This window comes from Rhodococcus sp. (in: high G+C Gram-positive bacteria) (assembly GCF_049286785.1).
Classification (GTDB): domain Bacteria; phylum Actinomycetota; class Actinomycetes; order Mycobacteriales; family Mycobacteriaceae; genus Rhodococcus_F.
The window spans coordinates 1-6,281 of sequence record NZ_JBAQEO010000892.1 but is presented as its reverse complement, the minus strand read 5'-3'; the positions used below and the strand labels follow the sequence as shown (position 1 = coordinate 6,281).

Below are 6,281 nucleotides of genomic sequence, written 5' to 3'. Positions count from 1 at the left end.
GTGGTCAGGGGGGTTGCGGAACAGCATGGTGCGCCGGAATCGATGCATGGCCCGACGTTGCAACTCTTCAGGGATCTCGGACAAGCCGAAGCCCAGCGACTCGTCGGCCTTGCCGAGGCTGCGGTCGCGGAGCGCCGCCGCGCAGTCGTCGTAGCGACTCAACACCAGCACCCCCGATCGTGTAACCAAGACGGGTCGCGTCTCCCGCAGACGTCGGAACGCCTCGTAAGGTCCGGCTGCGCCGTGATCGGTGAGCAAGGCGTCCAGGAGCAGTTCCCTCTCGGTCGGTACGGTCATGCCTGCCTCCTAGTATTCGCCTGCGACTGCAGGAAATGTTCGACCTCGACCACGATGAACAGGGCGGTCGCCGTGGCGACCGAGCGACCCTCTACATCCTCCATCCTGGCCGCGAGATTCAATTTCCGGCCATCGCGAGACCGTATATCGGCGTGCAGGGTGTAGGGAGTGGCGAGCAGAACCGGCGCGAGATAGTCGAGGTCGAGCCGGCGCGTCACGGCGAGTTCGCCGACCGTGTAGAGCAGGAAGCCGAACAGGTCGTCGATTACGGTCGCCACCGCGCCGCCGTGTGCTATCCCGGGCGCTCCTACGTGACGCTGGTCGAAAAGGTGGTGAGCAACGACGCCGTCTCCGCAACGCCGTACCGACAGGGAATGCCCGTGCGGGTTCGCCGGCCCGCAACCAAGACAGTTGGGATGGTGGGGCGGCAACTCAGGCGAGCCAGATTCCAGGAGCCGGAACGAGCGCACCCAGTCCTCCATGTCGGGGTCGGACGACCCGCCGACCGCATCCGAAGCCTTGCCCATGGTCAGACCTTCCTGTCGATGAAACCGCGCCCAACACCGGTCTCGAGTGTGACCGTTATGCAAATACACCTGGCGCACTCCGGGGAGCGCGGTGGCAGCCTTTGGCCCAACTCCACCTTGGCCAGGGCGAGGTGTGCCGTCCACCGGGAGATCACTGCCCCATCTTCCTGGGCGTCTCCTTCACCGGTGCCGTAGTGCGCGCGATGGTCGCCGGGGTCGTGAGAACTTCCCGCCTCGCGTATCAATTCTCTGCTCCGTCCTACCCAGATCTCCGGCTGGAGAGGATTCCTAGATTTCGATGACGGCCAGCTCTCCTTCGGCGTGCAGGGAGCGCAGGCGCTTCTTGTCGAACTTGCCGACCGAGGTCTTGGGTACCTCGGAGATGAAGCACCATCGCTCAGGCAGCCACCACTTGGCGACCTTGCCGTCGAGGAAGTCGCGCAGATGAGCAGGTGTGGGCTCGCGACCGTCACGTACGACGATCACCGCGAGGGGACGTTCTTGCCACTTCTCGTCCGGCACCCCGATCACAGATGCCTCGAGCACGTCGGGGTGACCGGCAAGCAGCAGCTCGAGCTCGACCGAGGAGATCCACTCCCCGCCGGACTTGATCACGTCCTTGGTGCGGTCGGTCAGCGTGACGAAACTGCGTTCATCGATCCGCCCGACGTCGCCGGTGCGCAACCAACCTTCCTGAAACTTCTCACCGTCATGCTCCTCGCCGACGTACGAGCCGGTGATCCAGGGTCCGCGCGCCTGCAGCTCACCGACCGCTTCGCCGTCGTGCGGGAGCTCATTGCCCGCGTCGTCGACGATCCTCAGCTCCACTCCTGCAACCGGACGGCCCTGGGTGGCGCGCAGGCGCCAGCGCTCCTGCACGTCGAGCGATGCCGGCGGACGAGCGATGGCGGCCAGCGGCGAGGTTTCGGTCATTCCCCACGCCTGGACGACCTGCACGCCGTACTTCTCCTCGAAGGCCTCCATCAGGTGAACGGGCACTGCGGAGCCACCGCAGGCGACCAGGCTGAGAGAGGAGACGTCGTAGCTGGGGTTAGCCTCCAAGAAGTTCAAGACGTCGTTCCAGATCGTCGGGACCGCGCCTGCGACGGTTGGCTTCTGGGCGTCGATGAGCCGCACCAGCGGCTCGGCCTGTAGAAACCTGTCAGGCATGAGCAGGTCGGCACCTGCCATGAGGGCGGCATAGACTAGTCCCCAGGCGTTGGCATGGAACATCGGCACGATGGCGAGGATCCGGTCATCGCAGCTGACTCGCAGTCCGTCGGCGGCGCAGGCCGCCATCGAGTGCAGGTAGGTCGACCGGTGGCTATAAGCGACACCTTTGGGGTTGCCGGTGGTGCCGGAGGTGTAACACATGGCGGCTGCTGACTGCTCATCGAGGTCGGGCCAGTCGAACGTCTCGGGCTGAGCGGAGATGAACTCCTCGTAACCCACGACCATGAGCCCGTCACGGTGCAGCGGGGCGAGGTCCACCTCGCCGGTCACGACGACGGTGTGCACGCTGGTGAGCTGCAGCAGCACGGGGGCCAGCAGGGGGACCAGGCTTCCATCGAGAATGACGACCCGGTCCTCGGCGTGGTTGCCGATGTAGACAAGTTGATCTGAGGTGAGACGTAGGTTGAGGGTGTGCAGCACCGCGCCCATCGAGGGCACCGCGCAGTAGGCCTCCACATGCTCCTGGTTGTTCCACATAAAGGTCGCAACACGCTCATCGCCTGTGATCCCGCAACCGCGCAACGCGTTGGCCAACTGGGCGGCCCTCCGTCCGACTTCGGCGAACGTGCCGACCTTCACGCTCCCGTCGGGCTGCAAGGTCCGCACGGTCGCCGAGCCATGCACACTCGAGCCGTGGCGCAGAATCGCCGCAGTTGTCAACGGGACGTTCATCATCGTGCTCTGCATAACATTCCTTCATTCAAGAGTGCCTTCGAACGAACAGCGATCCGGAGATCGATTCGCCGAGCGTCCCGGGGACTAGTGGGCTGTCAGCGATCTGCAGCCGTCAGCGAGCTTGAAGCGAACTCCAGGGACTCGACCAGGTCCAACTCGAGTTCTGGCAGCCGGCTAGCCGCCATGGCCACCCCGGCCACGCGAGCTCGCACATCAACGTCGCGCTGGATCCCGGCACGTGCAGTCTCGGTCCATGCCTGCGCACAACGGCTGGCGGCGACAGCGAGGTCTGCGGTGGCGAGGTCACCGGTCAGACGTGCGACATCCGCGCAGCCATCGGCGAGCAACCGGCGGAACAGCCCGCCGCCGGTGCCTGCCTTCTCGATGAAAGCGCTCAGGCTGAACAGGAGGATCTCGAGGTCGCCTACCGGAAGGTCGGCCCAGGTCCGAACGTCGGCCGCCAGCTGCGCGACCGCAGCTAAGCCCTCGGCCCCGGCCGCCGCTGTCGTGAGATCGACGATCCCCGGCTGCGACGGGCGGCGCATGCTGGCCGCGGACTGGCGAAATGCCTCTGCCGCCACTCTCGCCACGTCCGGCAGCGCGCCCGGCCAGGTGATGCGGTACGTGCAGTGGCGCGTCGGTTGTGGGAAGGACGTCGAAGACCGCGCCCGAGCCAGGGCATCGAGCGGGACTTCCTGCACCTCGGCGCGGTCATTGTCTACGACAAAGGCAATCCCCTTGGCCTCGTCGTAGCCGATCACCACGATGTCGTGGCGACTCATCTGTAACTGGACCCGCAGGTACGGCAGCTCGGCGATGTCGCCCCACACCAGGCTGGGTCTGCCTGCGTCGATCTCGTCGAGAACCCACGACCAGCCCTCGCGGGGATCGTCGGTGGTGAGAACGTGGACCTGTCCGCCGAGCCGGCGGGGTAGATCGATTTCGAAGTCGGCGCCTCGTCCCACCAGATACAGCGGTGGAACGAGGTCGCTCGATGGGAGGTACGCTAGCCCCAGCGCGCCGCCGAGCGCGAACACCAGACCTTCATCGGGCGGTCCGTCCCACCCCAGACCATGCCAGTGCAGAAGATCCCGCATTGCGCCAGAACCACAGTGCCCACCCATCTGATGGGGGTAGTCCTTGATCAGGGTCCTGCGGGGCATGTTACTTCCTCTTCGGGTGGATGGGCGGACGATGGGTTCGAAGACTAGGTCAGTTGTTCCGGATTCTGTCCAGGTAGGCCTGGCGGGCCCCCATGTCGACGTCGTCGAGGAACACCGAGTCCGTGTCCAGGGCCGATCCGAGCCTGGCGGCCAGCCGTCCGGGGACGAACTTCATCGCCGCGACCATGCCGCCCGCGAGGCGGGTGACGCGCACGAAGGGACGCGGGTTCTCGATTAGATCGGCTGTCACTCGAGCGATCTCCTCGGGCTCGGCGTTGCGCAGTCCCTTGGCTCCAGCTGTCCCAGCAACGAGCTCGGTGTTGGTGAACGTGGGCCGGACGGTGGACAGCTGGACCCCGGACTTGCGGTATTCCAGTCGTGCTGCCTCCGTGAATCCGATGACCGCGAACTTGGTGCCGCAATAGGTCGCCAGACCGGGCACGGCGAGCTCGCCGGCCAGTGATGCGGTGTTGATGATGTGCCCGGCACGGCGCGGCAGCATCCGCTGAAGGGCGAGCTTGGTCCCAAAGATGACTCCCAGGACGTTGATCTCGACCTGCCGCCGGGTCACCGCGTCGTCTTCCTCGTGGGCGTGCCCGGTGGGCATGATGCCCGCGTTGTTGATCAGCACGTCGAGGGGGCCGAGGTCCCCCTCGACCAGGTCGAGAAAGTCTCTGAACGAGTCAGGGTCGGTGACGTCGAGGCGGGTGACAACCTTCACCCCGAGCTCGGCGGCGGTCTCCTTGGCACGTGCCTCGTCGATGTCGCCGATGGCGACGCGGTGGCCTCGTCGGATCAGCTCCTTCGCGGTCTGGTAGCCGATGCCGCGGGCTCCACCTGTGATCGCCACGGTCTTGGCGGCGGTGTGGGGGCTGTGCGTCGTCACTTGCTGTGCTCCTTGTTCAGGCCGAGGCGTTGCCGGAGGCCGCGACCGGCTGCCGCGCGCAACACTCTTCCGGCGATGGCCGCACGCCGGGAGGTGTACGGGTACCACGTGAGTTCTCGTGCCAGGACAGGGATCCGCGGCTCGGTCACCGCCTGGACCCGGCAGTACTTGTGCAGCCCGTAGGCGCCGCCGAGCCGCGCACCGATACCTGAGGCCTTCCATCCACTGTGCGGCAGTGTGGTGGCGAAGAGGTTGCTGAAGACGTCGTTGATGTTGACCGCACCCGCGTCCAGACGTCGCGCGATGCGCTGCGCACGAGCATGGTCGCGGGTCCACACCGTCGCAGACAGGCCGTACGCCGAGTCGTTGGCCAGGCGGATGGCCTCGTCCTCATCCGCGACCCGCATCACCGGGATCGTGGGGCCGAAGGTCTCCTCGGTCATGCAGGCCATCGTGTGGTCGACGCCGACCAGGACGGTCGGAGCGTAGTAGTTCCCGACCGCACTCCGGGTTCCGCCGGCCAGGACCCGCGCACCCGCCGCCACTGCCTGGCTGACGTGGCGATCGGCGATCTCGACCTGCCTCGCAGTGACCATCGCACCCACGTCGTCACCTGCCGCCGCACCCTGGGCCAGGGACCGCACCCGGTGCGTCAGCCGGGCCACGAACTCGTCGTAGATCTCAGAGACCACATACACCCGCTCGACGGAGATGCAGACCTGCCCCGCGTTGAACAGGCCGCCCCACGCGATCCCCTCCACCGCACGAGCAAGGTCGGCGTCCTCCAGCACGATCGCCGGATCCTTGCCGCCCAGCTCCAGGCTCACCGGCTTCAAGTGCTCGGCACAGCGGATCGCGACCGCCCGCCCGGTGGCTGTCGAGCCGGTGAACTGCACGAAGTCAGCGGCGTCCACCACTGCCGCACCCGCTTCGCCGGCACCCACAACATGCGCCAGAACCGGAGGGGCACCGATCTCGTGCCAGCCCTCGACGACCCGCGCACACGTCAGTGGCGTCTCTTCCGAGGACTTCGCCAGGACCGCGCATCCGGCAGCCAACGCGGGCGCTGCATCCATGAGGAAGAGGGTGATCGGGAAGTTCCACGGCGTGATGAGCCCGACAACCGGGTACGGGTGGTAGGTCTTGGACAGCCGCTTCGGCAGACTCAGCAGACCCGAGGACCTGACCTGCTCGCCGGCGAGAAACTTCTCGGCATGGTTGGCGTAGTAGGTGATGAACTCGCACGATGCTGTCGTCTCCACCAGGGCGTCAGGGCGCACCTTGCCCGTTTCGGCTTGCAGGAGGTCGGTGAGCTCGTCGGTGTGAGCGAGGATCCAGTCCCGCCAGCGATGCAACCATCTGGCGCGTTGCCGCGGGCCTGCTTCGGCCCACCCGACCTGAGCGCGGCGGAGGTCAGCCGCGATGCCGTTCACGGTCTCGCGATCATCGACGGGGACGGTTGCGACCAGCCGGCCGTCGGCCGGGTTACGCACGTCCAAG

5 protein-coding genes and 1 pseudogene are annotated in these 6,281 nt (G+C 66.4%); all 6 read right to left on the bottom strand.

Annotated features, from left to right (window positions below):
• A pseudogene (locus tag WAW17_RS31850) lies at positions 1–297 on the bottom strand (cytochrome P450); the annotation flags it as partial.
• Positions 294–824, bottom strand: coding sequence for a PaaI family thioesterase (locus tag WAW17_RS31845; RefSeq protein ID WP_422336822.1), 531 nt, complete (start codon positions 822–824; stop codon positions 294–296). The gene WAW17_RS31845 and the pseudogene WAW17_RS31850, both read right to left, overlap by 4 nt.
• 288 nt (positions 825–1,112) lie before the next feature.
• Positions 1,113–2,744, bottom strand: coding sequence for a fatty acid--CoA ligase (locus WAW17_RS31840; protein WP_422336821.1), 1,632 nt, complete (start codon positions 2,742–2,744; stop codon positions 1,113–1,115).
• 83 nt (positions 2,745–2,827) lie between these two features.
• Positions 2,828–3,895 carry a BtrH N-terminal domain-containing protein gene (locus WAW17_RS31835; protein WP_422336820.1) on the bottom strand — a complete coding sequence of 356 codons (1,068 nt, stop codon included), beginning with the start codon at positions 3,893–3,895 and terminating at the stop codon, positions 2,828–2,830.
• Between the two features lie 49 nt (positions 3,896–3,944).
• Entirely contained in the window at positions 3,945–4,781 is an 837-nt protein-coding gene (locus WAW17_RS31830) for an SDR family oxidoreductase (protein WP_422336819.1), read from the bottom strand.
• Positions 4,778–6,280 carry an aldehyde dehydrogenase family protein gene (locus tag WAW17_RS31825; RefSeq protein WP_422336818.1) on the bottom strand — a complete coding sequence of 501 codons (1,503 nt, stop codon included), beginning with the start codon at positions 6,278–6,280 and terminating at the stop codon, positions 4,778–4,780. Before WAW17_RS31825 ends, WAW17_RS31830 begins: the two co-directional genes overlap by 4 nt.
• Between the last annotated feature and the right edge of the window lies 1 nt (position 6,281).